Origin of the sequence: Agrobacterium genomosp. 2 str. CFBP 5494 (assembly GCF_900013495.1) — a bacterium.
Lineage (GTDB): Bacteria > Pseudomonadota > Alphaproteobacteria > Rhizobiales > Rhizobiaceae > Agrobacterium > Agrobacterium pusense.
Map to the genome: position 1 here is coordinate 368462 of NZ_LT009719.1, position 20054 is coordinate 388515.

The 20054-nt window shown below is 59.0% G+C and carries 13 protein-coding genes; 5 read left to right on the plus strand and 8 right to left on the minus strand.

The genetic code is table 11. From position 1 onward, the window contains the following. Window positions 1-95 precede the first annotated feature (95 nt). Window positions 96-1292: an aminotransferase class V-fold PLP-dependent enzyme gene (locus tag AGR2A_RS16580; RefSeq protein ID WP_072493675.1), complete on the minus strand. Its 1197-nt coding sequence runs from the start codon at window positions 1290-1292 to the stop codon at window positions 96-98. 88 nt (window positions 1293-1380) lie between these two features. Between AGR2A_RS16580 and AGR2A_RS16585 the strand changes: the two genes are divergently transcribed. Further along, on the plus strand, window positions 1381-2217 hold the full coding sequence (locus AGR2A_RS16585; protein ID WP_072493551.1) for an IclR family transcriptional regulator: 837 nt from the start codon (window positions 1381-1383) through the stop codon (window positions 2215-2217). 6 nt (window positions 2218-2223) lie between these two features. On the opposite strand, the gene AGR2A_RS16590 is transcribed toward AGR2A_RS16585, so the two are convergent. The 5 genes from AGR2A_RS16590 to AGR2A_RS16610 all read right to left on the minus strand — a co-directional run bounded on the left by AGR2A_RS16590 (window position 2224) and on the right by AGR2A_RS16610 (window position 7475). Beyond that, window positions 2224-2718 (minus strand): RidA family protein, encoded by a 495-nt coding sequence (locus AGR2A_RS16590; protein ID WP_004438756.1) that lies wholly within the window; start codon window positions 2716-2718, stop codon window positions 2224-2226. An 82-nt stretch (window positions 2719-2800) separates the two neighbouring features. Next, window positions 2801-4024 carry an amidohydrolase/deacetylase family metallohydrolase gene (locus AGR2A_RS16595; RefSeq protein WP_004438755.1) on the minus strand — a complete coding sequence of 408 codons (1224 nt, stop codon included), beginning with the start codon at window positions 4022-4024 and terminating at the stop codon, window positions 2801-2803. Window position 4025: 1 nt separating this feature from the next. Then, window positions 4026-4901, minus strand: coding sequence for an ABC transporter permease (locus tag AGR2A_RS16600; protein WP_004438752.1), 876 nt, complete (start codon window positions 4899-4901; stop codon window positions 4026-4028). Then, a complete protein-coding gene (locus AGR2A_RS16605) occupies window positions 4901-5842 on the minus strand; it encodes an ABC transporter permease (RefSeq protein WP_004438751.1) in 942 nt (313 codons plus the stop codon). The genes AGR2A_RS16600 and AGR2A_RS16605 overlap by 1 nt, the downstream gene beginning before the upstream one ends. A 106-nt stretch (window positions 5843-5948) precedes the next feature. Beyond that, window positions 5949-7475, minus strand: coding sequence for an ABC transporter substrate-binding protein (locus AGR2A_RS16610; RefSeq protein ID WP_006698532.1), 1527 nt, complete (start codon window positions 7473-7475; stop codon window positions 5949-5951). Window positions 7476-7902: 427 nt separating this feature from the next. Between AGR2A_RS16610 and AGR2A_RS16615 the strand changes: the two genes are divergently transcribed. The 4 genes from AGR2A_RS16615 to AGR2A_RS16630 all read left to right on the plus strand — a co-directional run bounded on the left by AGR2A_RS16615 (window position 7903) and on the right by AGR2A_RS16630 (window position 15340). Continuing rightward, complete coding sequence (locus AGR2A_RS16615) at window positions 7903-9027, plus strand: glycosyltransferase family 4 protein (RefSeq protein WP_072493552.1); 1125 nt, start codon at window positions 7903-7905, stop codon at window positions 9025-9027. Between the two features lie 398 nt (window positions 9028-9425). Then, window positions 9426-10622 carry a polysaccharide biosynthesis/export family protein gene (locus AGR2A_RS16620; RefSeq protein ID WP_006698533.1) on the plus strand — a complete coding sequence of 399 codons (1197 nt, stop codon included), beginning with the start codon at window positions 9426-9428 and terminating at the stop codon, window positions 10620-10622. Between the two features lie 282 nt (window positions 10623-10904). Next, complete coding sequence (locus AGR2A_RS16625) at window positions 10905-12203, plus strand: efflux RND transporter periplasmic adaptor subunit (RefSeq protein WP_080823217.1); 1299 nt, start codon at window positions 10905-10907, stop codon at window positions 12201-12203. Continuing rightward, window positions 12200-15340: an efflux RND transporter permease subunit gene (locus AGR2A_RS16630; RefSeq protein ID WP_080823218.1), complete on the plus strand. Its 3141-nt coding sequence runs from the start codon at window positions 12200-12202 to the stop codon at window positions 15338-15340. The genes AGR2A_RS16625 and AGR2A_RS16630 overlap by 4 nt, the downstream gene beginning before the upstream one ends. On the opposite strand, the gene AGR2A_RS16635 is transcribed toward AGR2A_RS16630, so the two are convergent. Both AGR2A_RS16635 and AGR2A_RS16640 read right to left on the minus strand, forming a co-directional pair. Then, window positions 15337-15885 carry an invasion associated locus B family protein gene (locus AGR2A_RS16635; protein ID WP_006698536.1) on the minus strand — a complete coding sequence of 183 codons (549 nt, stop codon included), beginning with the start codon at window positions 15883-15885 and terminating at the stop codon, window positions 15337-15339. The two genes, AGR2A_RS16630 and AGR2A_RS16635, sit on opposite strands and share 4 nt — an antisense overlap. A 32-nt stretch (window positions 15886-15917) precedes the next feature. After that, window positions 15918-19889: an autotransporter domain-containing protein gene (locus tag AGR2A_RS16640; RefSeq protein WP_004438734.1), complete on the minus strand. Its 3972-nt coding sequence runs from the start codon at window positions 19887-19889 to the stop codon at window positions 15918-15920. Window positions 19890-20054: the final 165 nt, after the last annotated feature.

Below are 20054 nucleotides of genomic sequence, written 5' to 3' on the forward strand. Positions count from 1 at the left end.
GATCGCACCCCTGCCCCCCCATCCCGCTGCCGCGACCTTCTCCCCGGCGGGGAGAAGAAACTCGCGGCACCCGCTCGTTCGATATGCAGTCGTTATTAGTCCGGCCAGCGCAGCATGCCGTCGAAACGGTGGCGGCTGCGGTCTTCGAACGGTGTCGCAATTACCTCGTTGGAGGCGCGTGCCTTGTCCAGTTCCTCCGCCAGACGGGACGCAACGATAGTCTCTTGGCCGGGATGCAGGTTGCAGGGGTCGAGATAGAAATAATGATGCTCCACCTCGTGATCACGGGTGATGATCGGCGGATTACCCTTGGCCAGCGCCGTTGTCAGGTCCCATGCCGTAATATGCGCTTCTTCGGCATTGATGATAACGCGCAGCCGGTCGAGCGGGTTGTTGGTCGGGTCGGGCTCGATCAACGCCGTCACGCCCGGCCGTCCATCCAGCGTCCTTTTCCAGAGGTTGAGATAACCGGTTTCCCGTTCGCGAATTCCGGCATGGTCCCGCTTTTCCCAGGCCTCAAGCGCCGCCATGACACCATAGATACTTTCCTTGCCGACTTTCATGCCGCGGCCGATGCCCATATTCTGAAGGAAAGCATGACGCACCAGTTCCTTCCTGCCGGCAACGACGCCCGAGGTGGGGCCGCCGAGGAACTTGTGGCCGGAATAGAGCACGACATCCGCACCCGTGGCCAAAAACAGCTTCAGGTCGTATTCGGAAGCGGCATCGACAATGACAGGGACACCCTTGGCGTGGGCGATCTCGACGAATTCGGAAAGATGCAGCAGACCGTAATCCACCACATGATGCGAGACGACATAGACAGCGGCAGCCGTCTTTTCGGTGATGGCGTTTTCCATATGGAAACGGTGGGTCGATGTTGCCTGCCCGATCAGCACCACCTTGCCGCCGCCGAGCCGGATGGCCTGATCCACCGGCGCGCCATAACTCACCACATGCCCCATCTGCACCAGCACTTCGTTCTTCTCAGGCGCGACATCGGGCAGCTTTTCGATGGCCAGCAGATTATTGCCGGTAATGGCGCCCGCCACCGCAAGGCTGATGCCGGAGGAGCAGGACGCCGTCACGAAACCGGCCTCGCCGCCCGTCAGCCTTGCAATGATCGCGCTTGCCTTGCGCTGCAGATCATTGATCTCGACGAATTGCGGCAGGATGGCCGCCATGGCCTGAACGGCCTCGGGAACGACAATCGACGCGCCAAGCGAGGTCATGGTGCCCGAGACGTTGATGACCGGGCGAAGGCCGATCCTGCTTCTGATATCCTCGGTCATGTCTTTCTCCTGTCTTTGCGATGCAATGGGCATCGACATATATGCCATAATAATGTAATAGCTTCTCAAAACTGATGAGGAGCCAAAATTGGACGCCCATAAGCTGGACGAAACGCCTTTATCCGCCCTTCCCGATACGGCGGAAAACCCGGACGCGAAGGTGGCCAAGCGCTCTCGCGTCAGCGGCATCGACCGCGCCCTTCAGGTTATTGATTACCTTTATGAAACCGGATCCCCCGCCGGCGCTTACGCCATTGCCAAGGCGATCAAGGCCCCGCTGTCCACCGTCTATGTGATCATCGACGATCTCATCGAAAAGAACATGCTGGCGCGCAATGCCGATGGCAATATCTGGCTCGGCGCGCGGCTTTACCACTACGGTCTTGCCTATGCCCGCTCGCTCGACTTCATGGGTGTCGCCACCCACGAAATGCACGATCTCTGCCGCCATGCGGGCGAGACGGTGCAGCTTTGCGGCCGCGATGGCGACCATATGCTGGTATTGGCCATGGCGGATGGACCGAGCCATTTTCAGGTCGCGTCCCGTGTCGGCACCCGCGTTCCCTTGAACTGGACGGCGTCCGGACGTCTGCTTGTCGGGCATCTGCCGGAAGCGGAACGTCTCGAACTTTTCCGTCGCTGCGCCCGTTCCTCGCCGACCGGACGCGCCGAAATCAACCCGGAAACGCTGTCCCAGTCTGCGGCGGCGGCCTTCCATGACAGGCTGTCGATCCAGGTCGCCGAGTCCGATTACGCCGTGGCATGCATCGCTTCGCCGATTTGCGACAACAGGGGCGAATGCGTTGCGACGATTTCCATCGTGCTGCCCGAGCAGAAGGTGCTGGCGGACGAGAACCACTACACCGAGCAGGTCAGGGTCTCGGCGGAACGGATCGAAAAGCTGATGGGCTGGCGCAACCATTGAACGGCCTCAACCCTTGAGCGCGACGATGGCTTCGATTTCGACGGTTATATTGCCCGGCAGTGAGCCGAAGCCCACGGCAGAGCGGGCATGTTGTCCCGCATCGCCGAACACATCGATGAAGAGATCGGAACAGCCGTTGATGACGCTCGGGTGATCGCGGAAATCGCTGACGGCATTGACCATGCCGAGCAGCTTCACCACCTTCTTCACCCGCGACAGATCGCCCAGCGCCTCGTGCATGACGGCAAGCAGGTTGATGCCGGTGAGACGCGCATGGTTATAGGCCTCTTCCAGCCCGATTTCCGCGCCCACCTTGCCGGCATAGAGGTGGCCATTTTCTTCCCGCGGCCCTTGGCCCGAAAGATAAAGCATGTTGCCTTCCACCACATGCGTGACGAAATTGGCAATCGGCGGCGGCGGCGGCGGCAGGGAGATGCCGAGCGCGGCGAGCCGGTCATAGGGCGAGACGTGCCCTTCTGCGTCGAGCGAAGACTGTTTCACGCGAATTCCTCATAATGCCGGGAGCGGTTTCCCGTAATGGCTGCGAACGGCGGAGGAAGGACCTCCGCCCTATCAGTCGGGGTCAGCGCCAGGAATAACCATGGCTGTGGCGCACCAGCTTGCGCGCCCTTGGAATGTAACGGCTGGCCGCGATGGCTTCCGCGCCGATAACCGCGTAACGCGGCTCGAACAGGCGCTTCAGGCGCGACACGTCGCCGTTGGAATCGGTCGCTTCCAGATCGGCATCGACAAGATCAAAAACAGTGAAATCTGCGCGCTGACCAACCTCGAGACGGTTTTCCATATCGAGGCGGATGATGGAGGCGGGGTTACGGGTCACGGCTTCAACCACGTTTTCGAAGGGCATGTTCACGGAGAGCAGCTTCGACATGGTGGTTGCCAGATCCCAGACGGGGAAATTCATCGAATGGCCATGCAAATCCGTAGAGATGGAGAACGGAAGCAACCCGCGTTCAATCGCGGCTTCCGCAACCTTGAAGGAAAAGGATGCGCCGCCATGGCCGATATCCAGCCGGATGCCTTCCCCCGCGCAGCGTTCGGCAAGGTTGAACAGGTCCTCGTCTTCCATGATGCTGGAGCCCGACTTGCCGTTGAAGCAGTGGGTCACGACATCGCCGGGGCCGAGAATTTCCAGAACCTCGTCGTAAAGGGCCGGTGGCTCGCCCACATGTACCATCATCGGCACTTTCAGGATCTTGGCGATCTTCTTGCCGAGCTTGACCGGCGTCACACCCCAGGAGCCGGTGATGACATGGCTCGCCCGCACCTTCAGGCCGACTATATGCTCGCTGTTTTCCGCGTAACATTCGAGGATACGGTCGAGATCGATGTCCTTGATGTCGCGCAGTTCAGGCACCCGGTTGCAGGCAACGAGGCCGATGGAGCCGAGGTTGAGGAAGGCCTTGATGCGCTCCCTTGAGGGTTCGATGATATATTCCCTGAAACCGTGGAAATTCGCCTCGCCCGCCGAACCGGCATCCACCAGTGTGGTTACGCCGCGCTCGGCCCCGCATTCGGAGGGGCGGATAGAGATGTCGGTGCCGCCGTGCCAGATATGCACGTGCAGATCGACCCAGCCGGGCGAAATGAAGGCACCCTTGGCGTCGATACGCTGCGCATCCGCAGGCACCTGCAGGGCAGAGCCTACCGCGGCAATCTTGCCGTCGCCGCCGATCAGAATATCGGTTGAAGCCTCAGACGCACCTTTTCCGAAACCGACAGGTTTGACATTGGTGAGAAGAATGGGAGCTTGAAGAGGCGTTTTTGCCTGTTCACCTGATGTCATATTACAAATCCCTTCGCAGTCTTGGGTCGAGCATGTCCCGCAGTCCATCGCCAACCATTTGCAGCGACAGCACGGAAAGAATGATTGCAAAGCCAGGGAAATAGGTCATCCAATCGGCCTGTCCGATATATTGGCGGCCGGCGGAAATCATGGTTCCCCACGTTGGAATTTCGGGGCTGACACCAAGTCCCAGAAACGACAGGCCGGCCTCCGCCAGCATGGCGCTGGCAAAAAGAAAGGTGCATTGCACGAGGATTGGCGAGACGAGATTGCGCAGGACATGCCGTGTCATGATGTGGAAAGTGGAAATGCCGAGCGCCTTTGCCGCCTCCACATAGGGCAACTCACGAATTACCAGCGTCGAGGCGCGCACGATGCGGGCAAGGCGCGGCGAATAAACGACGGCGAGCGCGATGATGACAGTCGTCAGCGACGGGCCGAGAGCCGCCACCAGCGCAATCGCCAGCAGAATATCAGGAAACGCCATCATCGCATCGATCAGCCGCGCGATCGGCGTATCCAGTTTCTGGAAGAAACCGGCAAGCAGGCCGAGCGTGATGCCAATCAGCGCCGAAAGCGCCACCACGGCGGCCCCGACCAGAAGCGACAGTCTTCCGGCATATATGGTACGGGAAAAGACGTCGCGACCAAACTCATCGGTGCCGAACCAATAAAGTTCGCTCGGCGGCTTCAGGCGGTTCACGATCGACAGTTTTGAGGGCGAGTACGGCGCTATCATCGGCGCGAAAACCGCAAGCAGCACGAAGACAAGCAGCACGAGCAGGCCGGCGGCGACTGTCTTGCGCTTCAGAAGACGCCGAATGAACAGGACGGTCGGGTTGCGTGCCGGGGGAACGGTGGAAACGATATCGGCCATCAGTAGCGAACCCTCGGATCGACCAGCAGGTAGAGCATGTCGATTGCAAAATTGATGAGCACGTAGAGCCCGGCGATAACGAGAAGCGCGCCCTGAATGACCGGATAATCACGCCGGAGCACCGCCGAGACGACGAGATTTCCGACCCCCGGCAAACCAAAGACGGTCTCCGTTACCACCGCACCCGAAATCAGCACGGCGGCGGTGAGGCCAAGCACGGTGAGAATGGGGATAAGCGCATTCTTCAGCGCATGTTTCATCACCACCCGACGCTCCTTGACGCCCTTGGCGCGTGCAGTGCGGACATAGTCATCACCGAGGACATCCAGCATAGAGGCGCGGGTGAAGCGCAGAATGAGGGCGGAGGACACGAGGCCGAGCGCGATGGCCGGCAACGTCAGATGATACATGCGCTCGGCGAAACTCGACCCCGGCCCGCCATAACCCGATACCGGGAACATATCGAGCCTGACGGCAAAGACCTGCATGAGGATGAGGCCGAGCCAGAAGCTCGGAATGCTCGCCGCCAGCATCGCGACCGTCGTTGCGGCCTGGTCCACGAACGAGCCGCGCCGGTAAGCGGCATAGATGCCGATCGGGAGAGCGATGACGCTGGCGATCAGCAGTGAAAAGATTGTCAGGAAAAAGGTCGGTTCGGCCCGATCCAGCAGGGCTGATCCGACAGGCATATTGAGAAAGATCGACTGGCCGAGATCGCCCTTCAGCAGTTGGCCGATATAGTAGACATATTGCACCCCAAGCGACTGATCGAGGCCGAGGCGGGTGCGCAGTTCCGCAATGTCCTGTGCCGAGGCATCCGGCCCCAGCATCACGGCGGCCGGGTCTCCGGGCGTGACGCGCAGGATGACGAAAACGATGGTGACGACGAGGAACATCACCACGATCATTCCCGCAAGTCTCTGGAAGATATACCGTATCACGAATAAGGGCTCCCGATCGCAAAAGTGGCGGACCACTTATGCGCGATAGTTGAAGCGAAGCTGCTGAAGGGTGCCGGCAGCCCGGCACCCGATTGCCGTCCTGGCTTTATTTTGTGACCGAGGCATTCCAGAAATACGGCCACGGAGCAGGATCGACGCCTTCCAGCTTGTTGGACTTCGCCGCCACGGCATTGAAGTCACCGATCTTGAGAAGCGGCAGCTCGGCATAGATCGTCTTCTGCACGTCGGCCCAGAGAGCGATGCGTTTATCCGGATCGACTTCGGCAGTGAAGGCATCAACCGCAGCCTTGCGTGCCGGCGTATCCCACCAGCCCGGCGAGCTCGTGGAAAGCGCGCCCATCAGCGCCGGTTCCGGCAGGAACGGGCTATGGCTGATATAAATATCCCAGAGCTTCGGGTCAGCGCGGCGCTGTGTCAGCGTCGCCCAGTCCACCACCTGCATATCCACCTTGAAACCGGCCAGTTTCAGATATTCTGCAGCAACCTGCGCCATCTTGTAATGGAACTCATACTGGCGGCTGGTAAGGATGCGCAGCGGCTCACCATTGTAACCGGCCGCCTTCAGCTTTTCGGCGGCGGCTTCCGGATTGCCGACATTATAGTTGCCCTCGACACCTTCTTCCGAATGCCAGGAGAAGTTGTCGGGATAATAAGCGCCGTCGAGCGCGTAGAAATCCGTGCTGCCGAAAGCCGCCGCGAGCATGTCTTCCATGTTCAGCGCTTCCGTCACCGCCTTGCGAACCTCAAGCTTTGAGGACAGCCCCTCCTTGGTGTTGAAGACGAAGACCGGATAGCCGAAGGGCTTCAGCATCAACGGCTGCGAGGCGGAGGACGACTTCACCTTCTCGAAGGATTCCACAGGAATGGAATCGACATAGTCGTATTGGCCCGAAACGGCGGCTTCGACGCGGGTGTTCGGATCAGGCACGGGAACGAAGCGGATTTCATCGAGATATTGATGGCGCGCACCTCCGTAACCGTCGCTTTCGCCGCCGCGGGACTTGTAGCCATCGAAGCGCACGAGCTGGATATACTGGTCGGCCTTGCGTTCCTTAAGCATATAGGGACCGGTGCCGATGAATTCGGCCATCGGCTCCGCCTGCTTTTCGGCCGGCAGGATGATCGCCGCCGAATTGTTGAACGCGAGCAGCGAGGTGAGCGGGGCATAGGGCTGCTTGAGGGTGATCGCCACCGTACCGGCGTCGGGTGCGGAGATATTCTCGATAAAGCCGGCGGCCTGCTTGCCGCGCGAGGCGATCTTCATCCAGCGTCCGAGCGAGGCGACGACATCTTCAGACGTCATGTCGCTGCCGTCGTGGAACTTGATGCCCTGTCTGAGCTTGATCGTGTAGGTTTTGCCATCCGCGCTGATCTCGGGCAGGCTTTCCGCCAGCAGCGGCGTCACCTTCCAGCCCTTGTCGAAAGTATAGAGCGTTTCGAAAATATGCTGTGTGACGATGCCGACGAGATCGGCGGTAGACGCCATGGGGTCCAATGTCGGCGGCTCGCCGATGGTGGCGACATTGATCACGCCGCCCTTTTCCTGGGCCATCATCACACCCGGTGCAAGCAACAACGCGGCGGTGGCGAGAAATGCAATTTTACGTCTCATGGTCAAGCTCCCAGCTCTTCTGTGTTCCATTATTATGTTATATGCATCTTTATAACAGAATATCTTGCTGCGACGCCTTGTCAATAACCTTGAAGCGAGGAGGAATGATTACCAGACCGAAGGGGACGCATTTTGGCACGCACCGCCCGCCCGGCGCGCTTTCGGCAGCCACAGCCAGACGCCGGGTCGGCGCAGATGTCAGGAAATTAGGAAGCGGGATATTTCGCATCTGCGAACAAGATGCTATTCAAGAGACGGAGCAGGACAGGATTCCGACAGACATAACCCTGCGTCCATATTATTTTCGCATTGTTTCGTCTTCGCAGCCGCGCTTTTGCGGGTGAAGACAAGATTGATATTCGATACTGCCGGCTTATTTCCAGGTCGGATTACAAATTTTTATTACGTTGATATTATTGAGGAAACTATGAAGACGGCGATCGTCCATGACTGGCTCACCGATAGGGGTGGGGCTGAAAAGGTCCTTCACAACCTTCTCGAAATCTATCCTCAGGCAGATCTTTTTTGCCTCGTGGATTTCATGAGCGAGCGTGATCGCGGCTTTCTCGGCGGCCGCCCGGTGAATACCTCCTTCATCCAGAAGCTGCCCTTCGCCCGGAAGAAATATCGCTCTTACCTGCCGCTGATGCCGCTCGCCATCGAGCAATTCGATCTGAGCGGTTATGATCTCGTCATTTCCTCAAGCTATGCGGTCGCCAAAGGCGTCATCACCGGGCCGGGCCAGTTTCACGTTTCCTATATCCACAGCCCCATCCGTTACGCGTGGGATCTTCAGCATCAATACCTCAAGGAAACGCGGCTGACGCACGGCTTCGCCTCGTGGATCGCCCGCGCCATCCTTCATTATATCCGCATGTGGGACATCCGCACCGCAAACGGTGTCGACCTGATGACCGTCAACTCCAAATTCATCCGCAACCGGGTGCGCAAGTGTTATGGGCGGGATTCCACGGTGATCTATCCCCCGGTAGATACCTCCCACCTCTCTCCCTCTGATCGCAAGGGCGATTATTTCGTCACGGCATCACGGCTGGTGCCCTACAAAAAAGTGCATCTGATCGTCGAAGCCTTCGCAAAAATGCCCGACAGGCGCCTCGTTGTCATCGGAGACGGCCCGGACATGAAGCGCATTCGCGATATCGCAACTCCCAATATCGAAACCCTGGGGTTTGTCGGCAATAAGGAGCTTCACAGATACATGGCGGAAGCCAAGGCATTCATCTTTGCGGCGGAAGACGACTTCGGCATCGTCCCCGTCGAATCCCAGGCTCTGGGCACGCCGGTGATCGCTTATGGAAAGGGCGGCGTGCTGGAAACCGTCATCCCGCTCGGCGGCTCCAACCAGCCCACGGGCCTTTATTTCCGCGAACAGACGCCTGAAGCGATCTGCGGCGCTGTGCAGGAGTTCGTCGACAATTCCGACCGCTTTGACAAGACCGCCTGCATCGATAATGCCGCCCGTTTCTCCCGCGAACGTTTCCTGAGGGAATTCGCCGACACCGTCAATTTCGCGCTCGCTGAACGGGCATGATCGCCTGCAAAGTGAAACTCGACTATCAAAACTGATTACATGGTGTCGACAAAGGAAAAAACTGCATAAGCGTGACAAAACTGCACTAGCACAATGCAGCAATCACAGAGATGATAGTGGGCGGACGAATGTTGAATTGCAACGAAAATAAAACAGTGCGCTTGCATAACATAAGCAATACACAAGATTTAGCCCGAGATACCTTAATAAAATAGAATTACGCTCCAAAATTGCATATTACTTTCGCAGTTCAACACGTTTTTCAATCCTATCCTTTCTGAACAAATGCAAACCGGCTGAGACTTTCTTTACCGGGTTATTTACGAAGTGATCATTTTTTAAAAACCTATACGTGTCCGTTCTTCCTGCTTTCGGACGATATTCATTTTGAGGACCAAATGCGTTTATTGAATGTTTCGATTCTGCTCGCCTCTGCGGCTCTGGCAGGCTGCACTGTCACAGCGGCATCTGGCCCCGACGCAGCCACAATCGAATCCAACGCCTCCGTAAAATTCGGATCAAAGGACAAGAAAAAAACCGCAGGCGTGGATTATGCGCTTATCGACATCAACAGCTCCGTCCTTAACTATGTCGGTGATACCACCACGACCACCTTGCTCGGCAGCTTCGGTGGTGGCAAGGGCGGCGTCCCGGCATTGCCGATGGGTGTCGGCGACGTAGTCCAGGTTGCGATTTTCGAAAGCCAGGCGGGCGGCCTGTTCATTCCAAACGATGCAGGCAGTCGCCCGGGTAACTTCATAAGCCTCCCCAACCAGACGGTCGACCGGGAAGGCAATATCAGCGTTCCCTATGCTGGCAAGATCCGCGCAACCGGCCGCAATGTCGAGGATGTGCAGAGTGAAATCGAGGAGCGTCTGGCAAATCGCGCCATCGAGCCGCAGGTTCTGATCACCAAGATTTCCAGCCGCTCCGCACAGGCCTCGGTTCTTGGCGACGTCAAAGAGCCGACAAAGGTGCAGCTGTCGGAAGCAGGTGATCGCGTTCTTGACGTCATCTCTTACGCGAAAGGCCTGAGTGCTCCCAACATAGAGTCCTATGTCACGCTCATTCGGCGCGGGAAAACGGCCCGCGTCAATTATAATCACCTTGTCAGCACGCCTTCGGAAAACATCTATGTGGTGCCGGGCGACACCATCATGGTGGAGCGGGAGCGCCGCACTTATCTCGCCTTCGGCGCTTCCGGCCTCAACGGCCGTTTCGAGTTCGAGGACGCCGATCTCAAGCTCTCGGACGCCCTTGGCAAGGCGGGCGGATTGCTCGACTCCCGTGCAGATCCCGCCCAAGTCTACGTCTACCGCATCGTCAAGCGCGATCTTCTCGTGAAGCTCGGCATCAACACGTCGAAATTCGCTGGCCAGGACGTTCCGGTCATTTTCCGTGCCAATCTGCGCGATCCCTCGACCTTCTTTGCCAGCACGAAATTCCCGATGCAGGATCGCGACATCATCTATGTCACGAACTCGCAGGCCACCGAACTCTACAAATTCCTGGATCTCGTCGGCTCCGTGCCCGCCACCACAGGCAATGTTGCTGAAGATGTGCTGGCCACCCGCAACGCCATCCGGGCTTTCTGACCTCCAGCGTATCGCATCGCGCAAAAGGCCGCCCCGGAAACGAGGCGGCCTTTTCCCGTATCAACCGACGCGAAGAATATGCGCAATGGCGGGTTACACACCAGTGCGATCCGCTTCAGCCCCTGTACGGCAGGGCAAACGGCTCCCGCACACGGTTATTGCCATTACAAAAGTTTAAGGTGATTTCGCAGCGTATTGGGTGTCTTGTGGAGGAAAGCTGCTCCCAAGGCTTGCCGCACATGTCGGGAAACATGTATCGCCTTCATTACGCGGAACCGTCAGATGAAACGTTTCTGGACCGCCCTCAGCGTTCTTGCCATCGCAGCCGCCGGCGCGTGGTATTTCAAGGACCGCCTGCCGCTCGATCAAATTCCCTATCTGAAACAATTTGCCAGCACTCCACCGCAGGCGGAGACCGCAACCGCAGAAACGACTGCAAGTGCAAAACCGCAATCCTCCCGCAATGGCCAGCCAGGCGCACAACAGGGGCAACGGCAGGGCGGCGGGCGGCGCAATGGCGGACCACCGACCGTCAGCACCATTCCGGTCAGTAAAGCGACGCTGCCAATGGACGCGGCGGCAACAGGGTGGGCGGTCGCAGCCGATATTACCAATATCGCGCCGCTCCAGGCCGGCCTCGTCACCGAAATCGAGGCAAAGGACGGCCAGCACATCAAGGCGGGCGATCTGATCCTCAAGATGGACGATCGAATTGCCCGTGCGGCGGTCGACAAGGACAAGGCGAATATCGCCGCCGACCAGGCGACACTTGAACAGACTGAAGCCGCTTTTCAGCGTGCCGCCAACCTCGTCAAGCAGAGCGCCGAGTCACAGCAGGTGCTGGATCAGGCCAGGGCAGCGCGGGACAGCGCCAGCGCCAAGATCGATGCCGACCGCGCAACGCTTGCGTCCGATCAGGTGGCGTTGGAACATATGGAAATCCGTGCTCCCTTCGATGGGAGACTGGGTGATATCAGCGTCAGCCCGGGGGCTTACCTCAGTGCCGGCGTGAATATCGTGACGATCACGAAATACGACCCCATCTCGGTCAGTTTCCGGCTCTCTCAACGCTATCTGCCGCAATTGCGCGAAGGCGTAGCGAAAGACACGGCAGTTGATGTCGACCCTGCGGCGACCGGCGGCGAGGCGATGCGCGGCGTACTGCGTTTTTACGACAACACTGTGGACCAGACCTCCGGCACAGTGCTGGCAAAGGCGGAGTTCAAGAACGACCGCGGCCTTTTGTGGCCCGGTCAGTCCGTCAACGTCACCGCGCATTTTGTTTCCGAAGACGAAATGGTCGTCGTACCGACGGTCGCTGTGAGACCCGGACCGAAGGGCAATTTTGTCTACACGGTCGACGGCGATCATCATGCTCATATGACGCCAGTTGAGATCGCGCGTTCGAACGGCGACCTCACCGCCATTGCGCGCGGCCTTAATGGCGGAGAGCATATCATCGTCGAGGGCCAGTCGGAACTCGCCGACGGCCAGCTCGTGATCGAGCAATTTTCCGACAAGGGCGGGGCGGCAGGCAATCTGGCCGCCAATATTCCGCAGGAAAAGGCTGACCGCCAATGATCCCGAATTTTTGCATCAACAGGCCCGTCGCCACCACGCTTCTCGCCATCGGCCTCGTTCTGGCAGGCCTTGCCGGTTTCCGTTTACTCCCGGTCGCGGCCTTGCCGAAGGTGGATTTTCCGACGATCAACGTGTCGTCATCACTCTCCGGCGCCTCCCCGCAAACCATGGCCACCTCGGTCACCACGCCACTGGTCAAGCAGTTCGAGACAATTCCCGGCGTCAGCGAGATCAGCGCCACCAATACGCTTGGCAACAGCTCGATCGTGCTTCAGTTCGATCTCAACCGCGATATCGACGCGGCCGCTGCCGACGTGCAGGCCGCAATTTCCCGCGCGCAACGGCAGTTGCCGAGCAATATGACGACGACGCCCAGCTATCGCAAAACGAACCCGGCCGATGCCCCGGTACTCTTGCTTGCGGTCAACAGCAAGGAAATGCCCACGAGCAAGGTCGATGAAATCGCCGAGAACATTATCTCCCCGCTCCTTTCCACCATTTCCGGCGTGGCGCAGGTGAGTATCTACGGGGCGCAGACCTATGCCGTGCGCATTGGGCTGGATCCGGCGCAGCTTCAGGCAAGAGGCCTCGGCGTCGATACGGTCACCACCGCCATTGCCCAGGCGAACAATCAGGTTCCCGTCGGCGCACTGCAGAACGATAATCAGCGCCTGACGATCGAGGCCGATACCCAGCGCACGAACGCAGCCGCCTTCCGTTCGCTGGTCGTATCGACGAACAACGGTGCACCCATTCACCTCGGTGATATCGCCAACGTCACCGACAGCATTGACAACACCAATGCGGGCAGCTGGTTCGACGGCGAACAGGCCATCGTTCTCGCCGTTCAGCGGCAGCCGGATGCCAACACCGTCGATGTCGTGGACGCCATCAAGGCCAAGCTGCCGGCGCTTCACCAGCAATTGCCGCCTTCCGTCAACATCAACGTGATGAACGACGCCTCGACCGCGATCAAGGACGCGATTTCCGACGTTCAGTTTACCCTGTTCCTGACCATCGGGCTGGTGGTGGCAGTGATCTACCTCTTCACCGGGCATCTGACGGCAACCGTCATTCCGGGTCTTGCCGTGCCGTTGTCGCTGATCACGGCTTTCGGCGCGATGTATGTGCTGGGTTACAGCATCGACAATATCTCCCTGCTTGGGCTCACCCTGTCAGTAGGTCTTGTGGTGGATGATGCCATCGTCATGCTGGAAAACATATTGCGCCTGCACGAAGAGGGGCTGCCGATGCGGGAAGCCGCGCTGCAGGGTGCAGCGGAAGTCAGCAGCACCATCCTCTCCATGTCGATTTCGCTTGTCGCCGTCTTCATCCCCATTCTGTTGATGGGCGGGGTGATCGGCAGGCTCTTTAATGAATTCGGCATGGTCGTCACGCTCGCCATCATGGCCTCGGCTCTGGTATCGCTGACGGTCACGCCAATGCTCGCCTCGCGCCTTTCCGGCCACTCCTCCCGGCCACCGGCGATCATCCGTTGGTTCGATGCCGGCTTCGAGCGGACGCTTCGTGCCTATGGAAACGCCGTGAGCTGGTGCCTTTCCCATCGCCGTATTGTTTTGGCGTCATTTCTCGCCTCGGTCGCGGCATCTCTTTATCTATTCGAAGTGCTGCCCTCCAGCTTCTTCCCCCAGGAAGACATCGGCCGTCTTTCGGTTTCGACGCAGGCGCGAGAGGATATTTCCTACACGGCGATGCGCGATCTCCAGGCGCAGGTTGCCGATCAGATCCGCAAGAATCCGGCCGTGGTCCACGTTACATCCATCGTTGGCGGCAATTCGCGCAATCCGCTGAACAACGGCTCGATGTTTGTCGAACTCAAGCCCAAGGAGGAGCGCGCACCTCTGAGCCAGGTTCTGACTGAACTGGGCCAGGCCAGCTCGAAAGTCGCGGGCATCCGCACCTATATCAACCCGCAGCAGAGCCTGCGTTTCGGCGGGCGCAGCTCTGCCAGCCAATATCAGCTCGTGGTGCAGGGCTTGAACGCTGATATCACCAATGAATGGTCGAACAAGCTGATGGAGGCGATGCGCCGCGACCATACCTTCACGTCAGTCACCTCGGATGCCCAAAACGGCGCCATCGCCGCCACGATTTCGGTCGATTCGGAAAAAGCCGCTGCCTTCGGGATTACCAATGATCAGCTGCGCAAGACACTGGAAATGTCCTTCGGCGGTTACACCGCCGCACAGATTCAGTCGACCGGCGACAGCTACGATGTCATTGTCGAGTTCGACAGCTCGAAGCCGTGGAATGACGATTTCCTGAGCGACATCAATATTCTTTCGGCCAAAACGGGCGTACTGGTGCCGCTTTCCAACTTCGCTGCTCTCACCCGGACGCAAGCGCCTGTTACCATCAATCAGACGGGCCAGCTCGTCTCCACCACCATCTCCTTCAACCTTCCGGATGGTGTGGCACTCTCCGACGCCACAAGTCGGATCGACCAGCTCAAGACCACGATAGGCCTGCCGCAGGATGTCTTCACCAGCTATGGCGGCACGGCGGCAATCTTCCAGCAGAGCCAGGGGAACACCGGAATCCTCATTCTGGCGGCGGTGCTCACGATCTATGTCGTTCTCGGCGTTCTCTATGAGAGCTTCATCCACCCGCTGACCATTCTTTCCGGTCTGCCGGCAGCGGCCTTCGGCGCCCTTGTGGCGCTGAAGGTTATGGGCATGGATTTCTCCATCATCGCCCTGATCGGGCTATTGATGCTTATCGGCATCGTCAAGAAAAACGCGATCATGATGATCGACGTGGCGGTGGAACTGATGCGCGAAAAAGCGGAACCACCCGCAACCGCCATTCACGAAGCCTGCGTGCGCCGGTTCCGCCCGATCATGATGACAACATTCTGCGCATTGCTTGGCGCTCTTCCCATCGCGCTCGGCTCGGGCGCCAGTTCAGAACTGCGCCAACCGCTCGGCATCGCGGTGGTCGGTGGTCTCATCGTCTCGCAATTGCTGACATTGTTCATCACGCCTGTCATCTTCGTGGAAATGGACCGCTTCGGCCGGTTTCTGTCAGGGCTATTTTCCCGCAAGAAAAATGTCGAACTCCATGCGCAAAAGCAGGAACAGGGCGCGAAACCTGAGCCGGACTCCGTAGCGGCCTAACGCACTTCCTCAAGGCGTTTCAACGCCTCCGGAAAACCTTTGCCCTGCAGCTGGAACGAGACAATGCGACCCTGCAGATCGGGTGCCTCTATCGTCAGTGTCTGTTCCGCCTTCAGCGCCGAGACCAGCTCGACAAAGGGCGAGAAGGAAACAACGCAGCCAACCGGTAAGCAAGTGCTGACCTGCACCTCCTGCAAGCGCATATTTCCCGATTTGACGGAAAAGAGCTTGGTCACGGCTAGACCGAAGGGCAGAACCATCGTGCCCGCAAGTTTCCCCGGTGCTTTTTCACCGGCGAGCCGGAACTCCACGGAAACGGCGAGTTTGCGGGTCTTTTCCTCCAATTGGACCTGAGCTATCGCGCATGTCCGCTTGATTTCCTGCGTCGCGCCAGACGCTCTATCTGGCTCATCGTTATTTTCGGGTCCAGCGCAGGCAAGCTGCCAGCTTCCGTGGGCCTCGTGGAAGGATACCGCGCCTTGCGACGTCTCCTGCGCAGCTGCGCTGTCGAGAGAACTTGCGACGAACAGCAGAGTGGCAGCCATGGCACTTGCGCAACGCGTCTTTTTACACTGCATCAAAAGCGAACCCCAAGTTCGGCGGCAGCGGACTGATCTAGCAGCCCAGCGCCGAAAACTGCACCATAACGGAATGTCAACGTAGCTGATGGCGTGAGATCGTAGCTTAGCCCCAGATTAAGTGTTGCTGCGTCTCGCGAACCTCTCGTGCTCACGACCGAAAACGCCTCGCCGCCTTCGTAGAAAAGGCTGCTGTTCATGTCAGTGTCGCCATAATTGTGACGCCAGGCGAGATCGAACATTGCGCGGCCAAGCATGCCTTCCAGCGCGACATCCCTCGTGATGCGCGCACCGAGCATCGTGTAAAGCTGATCGTAGCGTGCCGATGCTGAGGATACTGCGGCGATCCCGCCTTTTTCGCCAAAATCTCCGGTGCGGCTGTTTACGTAGGCGATGTTGGCATAGGGCTCGACATGGGTCAGATCAAAATCGAAACGCCAGGCTGCTTCGGCAAAGACCTGCGACGTCGAGCCGCCATAGCTGGCGGAGAGGTTTTCGCTCAGTGTCGAGAAAGAGACCGAGCGGCGCGTATCCATATCCTGAAAAGCATGGATCGCCCCAAACCGCAGAGACGCGGGCCCGATCATCGTGCCCGCATAAGCAGCCACAAAATAACTGTCGACCTCTGCTGAAGCAGCAAATGTCTTCTGCTCGATCCTCTCGTGACTGTAACCGCCCGCCACACCAGCGCGCCAACTTTTCCCGAGCTCACCATCAAGTCCGAACAGAATGCCGCCGCCCTTGCTATCAACCGATGAGCCATTGCCATCGCCATCAACACGTCCACGCGATCCCAAACCGGTGGTCCAGAAGCTCGGCGATCCTTCTTCCTCGAACAAGAGGTCCCTGTCGTCCTTCGCATAAGCGACGGGCATGATTGGCCGCGCATCGATGCTGTCGAAAGCGCGGCGCAACCGTTCCAGAATGACGTCCCGGGTTTGGCTGCTGCGATTGATCAAGGTCATGGCAACCGACGGGTGGATTTCTCCGGAAAGCTGCGAAAATGCCAGTTGCGTTTCACCGCCCTGAAGGAAAATGGCAGACCGATACAGGGCTGCATTTTCTCCGAGGGCCTCAACGGCGTTGGCCGCGGCTCGCGCATTGGCCGTGGTCGCTTGCGCGGCCAGAAATCCGGGGGCCGACGATGCCGGGCTGAACGACAGATAAGCGGTGCCAGTGTCGTCGCTCTTTGCGATGGTCGCGGTCAGATAGGCAAAGCTCTCATCGATGCGGGAAAAAGCGCCGGTTATGCCACCCGTCGCAGTGAGTATCTGGTAGCGCGTATTCAGACTGAAAGCAGATCGGTTCGTCAGCGGCGTGACGACGAGGGTTACATCATTGGCGATTGTTACGGTACCGTTCACAGCAAGCCTGTCGGAATTCCCGGCGGTATCTATATCAACCGCATATTTGCCGCCCGCAGCGAATGTAGCGTCGCCTGTCGATGTCAACGTTCCAAGCGGGTTACCCGGAGCCAGCGTCCCGCCCGGACCGATGGAAAGGCCGGCAACGGTACCCGTACCGCCGAGCGCCGCGCCGTCGACCACTGAAACCGCGCTCGCCAACGAGCCATTGACGCTCAGCTTTCCGCCTGAGACTGTCGTCGGACCCAGATAAGTGCTGACGGCCGAGAGTTCGAGGTTGCCTGCGCCAGTCTTTTCGAAACTGCCCGTGCCGTAAATCGAATTCGAAAGCCTGCCGGCGCCATCCACGACCAGCGCCGCGTCATTGGCGATCTCGCCGGAGCCAAAACTTCCAGCGATTCCCTTCAAGGTACCGCCAGATATCGTGGTGCCGCCGGAATAGCTGTTGTTTCCAGCAAGCGTCGTCACGCCATTTTCAGCAACAACGCTGCCCGCTCCCGAAATATCGGCTTTTACGAGGTACGCCGTCTGCGAGTGATTGAAAACGATCCGGCCAGCGCCGGCTCCAAAGCTGATCGCCTGAGCGTCAATGGTGCCGGCCGAACGGGCCGTTTGTCCGGAAGCTGCGCCGACATTCAGGACGCCAGCCGAACCAGCAGACGACGCAATGAGGATGGTAGGCGCCGCGAGCGCTGCGCCGCCGGTTACTTCAACGCTGCCGTTCCCCGCAGCGCCGATGACCAAGGTGTCGCCAACGGAGACGCGCGAGCCGATGCCGTTGACGAGGACGGCCCCATCAGACCCCGCCGAAGAACCCACGGAAAACAGATAGGCATTGAGCGACGCACCATTCGTCACAGTCAAACCGCCGGAACCGGATTGTCCGACCGTCATGCGGCCGGAAGCCCCAAGCCCGCTATCGACGTAAGCCGTTACATTCGAGCTGGCACCCATGATGGTCATCGTTCCCGATGAGCCCGAAAGATCTCCCAGGACCACCTCCCCTGCCCGGATATTTCCGCCGGCGCTGGCTGTAACCTCGGCCGAAGCCGTGTCCTGATAACCGGCGATCAAGGTACCGGTCATCGTCCAGCTGGAGCCACCGCCGGTAACAGTGACCGATGACGACGAACCGCCGAGCGCAGCGACGACACCGTTTCTACTCTCGACAGCCCCCCCTGCTTCAACCGACATCATGGCGTTGCCACCGCGACCGACGATGATGTCACCCTCGCTGCGCAACGTGCTGCCAACGCCGGAAATCCGGGCGGAGCCGGTACTGGCGGCACTGTTGCCGAGTACGACGGCTTGACTGCCGACGATGCCGCCACCCGTTACGGCCAACGATCCGGTGCCGGCATCGCCGATCGCAAGGCCGCCACTGCCGACAGTCCAGGCCGATCTCTCGCCATCGATAATGGCTGCCCCGGTCGCGCCGGCAACAGTGCCGAGCCGGGCGGCGGTGCTATTAACCTTGCCACCGGCGGTCACATTCAAGGTTCCGTTACCGGAAGCCCCGCCGGGGTCGGCGACATCGCCACCGATCTGAAGATCGCCCGCGACCCAGGTGGACCCGTCGCCGGTCACCGTCGCAACGGAGGTGGAATGGCCTCCGATGATGGCGCTGTCGCTGGTCGCTGATGCCGCCGCCTCGACAGTCAGGCGAGCACTGCCCTCATTTCCAACGATCAATTGACCGGTTTCCAGTGAAGAGCCGAGCCGGGTAAGAGTGACTTCGCTTCCCGATGCGGAATAAAGATTGGCAATGACGGTTGTCGTTCCGCTGAGGAGTTTTCCGCCGCCCGTCACCGTGAGTGTGCTGACACCGGCATTGCCGATGACGGTGTCGGCTGCAACCGTCCAGCGGCTGCCGGCGCCCGATATAAGCGTGGCACCTTCGGTTCCAGCCCCCTCGCCCAGAATGGCCCTTTGGCTGTCTACCGTGCTTCCGGCAAGAATTTTAAGCTCGCCGTTTCCGCCGCCGGAGGGCGCGGACCCGCCGCCGTATCCCACAAAGATCGTGCCTGCCGTAACGAGACTGGACGAATTGTCGAGTGTCAGGAAACCGTTCCCTGTTGCCCCTTCGCCGATGTAGACGGTCCCGGTCGAGACCGCGCTGCCATGTAACAGGGAGAGGGTACCGATGCCGTTACCGCCGACCGATAAGAGACCCTGGTTTTGCAGGGTCGCGCCCGAGAACGTGACGGTACCACCGATTCCCGCGGCGACGCCAAGGCTGAGCGAATTTGATAACAGGCTCCCATTGATAACCAAAGTACCGGACGAAACCTGCCCGACCGTGACGGAATTGGCCGTGGCAGATGTGCTGGTCACGACAACCGGGCCATCGCTGTTGATCAACACGTCATCGCCGGCATCGGGCACGTGGGCTGACGGCGCCCAGTTCGTCGAGGCAGACCAACTGCCGCCCCCAACGCCGGTCCAGTTCAAGGTTTCCGCACAAGCACTCTGACCAAGGCTAACGGAAAGAAGAATCGACAAAAACCAGCCTGTGCCGAACACCGAAAGGCGCCCGGCAGCTTTCCTGCATGCAATACTTTCCAGAGAGGTTTCCCCATCCAAAAAGAGGCAGAAACAACCGGACATTCAAACTTCCCTAATGAGCGCCGCACTATATCCATGATTCGGCGAATCATTTCTTCACCCAACCAAGTGCATTAAGCCATTTTAGAAAGTCAGCGCCAGCTATAACGTCACGAGGACAGGGGTTTACTTTGAACGCTGGATGAGTGCCGTGAAAAGCGGGCGGCT

Excerpts from the sequence above, each read along its gene's own strand:
- AGR2A_RS16580 (WP_072493675.1), bottom strand. The coding sequence starts at position 1,292 with ATGACCGAGGATATCAGAAGCAGGATCGGCCTTCGCCCGGTCATCAAC.
- AGR2A_RS16595 (WP_004438755.1), bottom strand. The coding sequence starts at position 4,024 with ATGACATCAGGTGAACAGGCAAAAACGCCTCTTCAAGCTCCCATTCTT.
- AGR2A_RS16600 (WP_004438752.1), bottom strand. The coding sequence starts at position 4,901 with ATGGCCGATATCGTTTCCACCGTTCCCCCGGCACGCAACCCGACCGTC.
- AGR2A_RS16610 (WP_006698532.1), bottom strand. The coding sequence starts at position 7,475 with ATGAGACGTAAAATTGCATTTCTCGCCACCGCCGCGTTGTTGCTTGCA.
- AGR2A_RS16615 (WP_072493552.1), top strand. The coding sequence starts at position 7,903 with ATGAAGACGGCGATCGTCCATGACTGGCTCACCGATAGGGGTGGGGCT.
- AGR2A_RS16620 (WP_006698533.1), top strand. The coding sequence starts at position 9,426 with ATGCGTTTATTGAATGTTTCGATTCTGCTCGCCTCTGCGGCTCTGGCA.
- AGR2A_RS16625 (WP_080823217.1), top strand. The coding sequence starts at position 10,905 with ATGAAACGTTTCTGGACCGCCCTCAGCGTTCTTGCCATCGCAGCCGCC.
- AGR2A_RS16630 (WP_080823218.1), top strand. The coding sequence starts at position 12,200 with ATGATCCCGAATTTTTGCATCAACAGGCCCGTCGCCACCACGCTTCTC.
- AGR2A_RS16635 (WP_006698536.1), bottom strand. The coding sequence starts at position 15,885 with ATGGCTGCCACTCTGCTGTTCGTCGCAAGTTCTCTCGACAGCGCAGCT.
- AGR2A_RS16640 (WP_004438734.1), bottom strand. The coding sequence starts at position 19,889 with ATGTCCGGTTGTTTCTGCCTCTTTTTGGATGGGGAAACCTCTCTGGAA.